This window comes from Atribacter sp., assembly GCF_035418125.1.
In the GTDB taxonomy this organism is placed as follows: domain Bacteria; phylum Atribacterota; class Atribacteria; order Atribacterales; family Atribacteraceae; genus Atribacter; species Atribacter allofermentans.
In genome coordinates this window covers 1-2,739 of record NZ_DAOLQM010000271.1, presented here as the reverse complement: position 1 = coordinate 2,739, position 2,739 = coordinate 1, and the positions used below count along the sequence as shown (strand labels likewise).

Sequence of the window (2,739 nt, the reverse complement as noted above, 5' to 3'; positions counted from 1 at the left end):
TTAATTAGTGTTTTCATCCTTATCTGGTGTCACCAAGGCGACATGAGAGTTTATCCTTCAATAGGAAGAGATTAAAAAGATAAGGATGTCCTAATCATTCATTCAAATGAGTTCCGAATTGATTAGAATAAATTATTCAATTTTGAATTGTTAATAAAATTTCCAAAAACTTGATTCTATCTAATGATGAAAGAAAATAACCATTTTATTTATAAAAAAAATTTGATACTTGTTTAGCTGGACAAACTAAAATATGAAAATTATAATTAAACTATCTGCGAAGATAAGATGGATTAAGGTGGGGTGAAAATGGGGGACAAGAATTTCCAGTACATTCTTGAAATGAAAAATGTCGGAATGCGTTTCGGGAATGTCGAAGCATTGAGAAATATAAATTTTTCAGTTGGAAAAAACGAAGTAGTAGGCTTACTTGGTGACAACGGTGCCGGAAAGTCAACCATGGTTAAAATTATGACCGGAGTCCTCCATCCTACCTGCGGAGAGCTCCATATCCGTGGCAAGAAAGTTACTTCTCGAGACTACAATGTAAAAAAAGCCCACAGTTATGGTATAGAAACTGTCTATCAAGATAAATCTTTAGGAGAAAAACAAACCTTATGGAGGAATTTTTTTATTGGACGGCAAATAACCAATGGATTTGGCTTCATCAACATTAAAAAGGAAAAAGAAATTGCCAACAACATCATTATGGATATGATTGGGTTCCGAGGTGTTGGTATTGGTGTTGATTCTAAAGTGAGCAAACTTTCAGGTGGGGAACGGCAAGGGATTGCCATAGGGCGGGCAATGCATTTTGATGCCGATTTAATCATTCTTGATGAGCCAACGGTTTCTTTGTCGGTTAAAGAAGTCCAAAAAGTTCTTCAATTTGTTGAGAAAATTCGAGCCTCTGGTCGAGCTTGTGTTTATATATCCCACAACATCGGACATGTTTACGATATCGCCGACCGTTTTGTAATTATTGATCGGGGGATGGTGGTAGCTAACTTCTCCAAAGATGAGATGTCTTTAGAAAAATTAGATGAATTTCTATTAAGATTCGCATCTAAAAAGAGGGGAGACGAGTAGGAGTTATGATTAAAACTGAGAAAAAGGGTTTATTAGCAATAGAAGGTTTCCCGGTTATGCTGGTTTTTGTGGTTATAATTTTAGCTTTTATGAAGACCGCACCTAATGCTTTTCTAAGGCCAACCATATATATGTCTTTTTTAACCTATAATGCTCCTACTCTGGTTTTGGCGGCTGGATTGACTCTGATTATCACTGCTGGTGAAATTGATCTTTCTTTTCCATCAGTTATTGCTTTTTGTGGAATGGTGTTTGCCTATCTTTTTCACATCACTGGAATGATTTTTATTCCTTTTTTAGCAGCTTTAGCAGCCGGAGCCTTTATTGGTTATATGAATGGTTTGATCCTTACCAAGGTTGGGATTCCTTCAATAATGACAACTTTGGGAACCAACTTCTTTTGGACGGGTTTAACCATTTTAATTTCAGGAGGAGTTTCTCTCAACGTCAATCCGATAAAAGGTTCTCTTCTTCATACCTTGTTGGTTGGTAGAATTGGGGGTCTTTTTCCTTCTCAAGCCATATGGTCCATTGGTTTGACAATTTTTGTTTGGTATTTATTGAATCGTCATACTTTTGGGGAAAGCATCATGTTTATTGGAGACAATGTCAATGTCGCTCGGGTCATGGGAGTCAACGTTGATTCAACCAAGATTAAGGTTTTTACTTTAATGGGTTTAATGGGTGGTTTTGCAGCCTGCTTGCTTACATTTGAAATGACTAATTTTTGGACGAATCAAGGAAGTGGTTTCTTGCTCCCAGTCATGGCGGCCGTTTTCATTGGAGGAACATCAATTACTGGTGGAGAAGGCCGGGTAATCGGCACCTTGTTTGGTATGTTTATTGTAGGTTCTCTCGAAACCGGAGTCACTGCTTCAGGAGTAGGTGGATTCTGGACTCGTTTGACGACCGGACTCATTATGCTTGGTTCTATTGCTCTCAATATTGTGTTAGATCGGACCAACGGAAAGCGTCTTTGTTTTTTTGATAATTTAAAGAATTCAGTTTTTACTAAAGGGTTAAAGAAAGAATAAATTTATTGAAGGAATTGAAAATAAGTTATTGAATTATTTAATAGAAAGGAGGAAAAAGCTTTCAAATTGAATTAGGAATATTCAAGACTATTTTTAAGTTATCAGTTCAATTTTTACGAGGAGGAAGAAGGAATGAAAAAAATAAGTTTTATATTAATTGTTGCTTTAGTGTTGATGACTTTTGTTTTTCCCGCTTATTCTCAGGATAAACTTTTAGGAGAGGGAATGACAATTTATTGTCAAATGGGAGGAGCTGAAGGTGCTGTTGCCACTATACAGAGAACTTTAGGAGCCCGCGAAGCTGCTAAAGCTTTAGGTGTCAAATTAATCGAACAGTATTCTCAGTGGCAACCTGAAAAGATGGTTCAGCAATTTAAGGAAGCCATTGCTGCTCAACCTGATGGGATTGTAATTATGGGGCATCCGGGTTCAGCGGCGATGTGGGATTTGGTAAGGGAAGCTGACAGTAAAGGAATTATTGTTACAGTCAATAATACCCCACTTCCTGATATCCAGGAAGAGTTTTTAGCAAAAGGGTTTGGATATTCTGGTGTTGATTTATTTGCGGGTGGATATTTAACTGGTCAAGCGATGGTAAAAGCTGGTTTAAAACCAG

3 protein-coding genes are annotated in these 2,739 nt (G+C 37.2%); all 3 read left to right on the top strand.

Annotated features, from left to right (window positions below; translation table 11 throughout):
• The first annotated feature begins 309 nt into the window (after nucleotides 1-309).
• The gene (locus PLK24_RS10355) at nucleotides 310-1,089 is read left to right on the top strand and encodes an ATP-binding cassette domain-containing protein (protein ID WP_324478868.1); all 780 of its coding nucleotides are present in this window, start codon (nucleotides 310-312) and stop codon (nucleotides 1,087-1,089) included.
• A gap of 5 nt (nucleotides 1,090-1,094) precedes the next feature.
• Entirely contained in the window at nucleotides 1,095-2,123 is a 1,029-nt protein-coding gene (locus tag PLK24_RS10350) for an ABC transporter permease (protein WP_324478866.1), read from the top strand.
• Nucleotides 2,124-2,255: 132 nt separating this feature from the next.
• Nucleotides 2,256-2,739 (top strand): substrate-binding domain-containing protein (locus tag PLK24_RS10345; protein ID WP_324478864.1); only part of this gene is annotated, 484 nt, incomplete at its 3' end.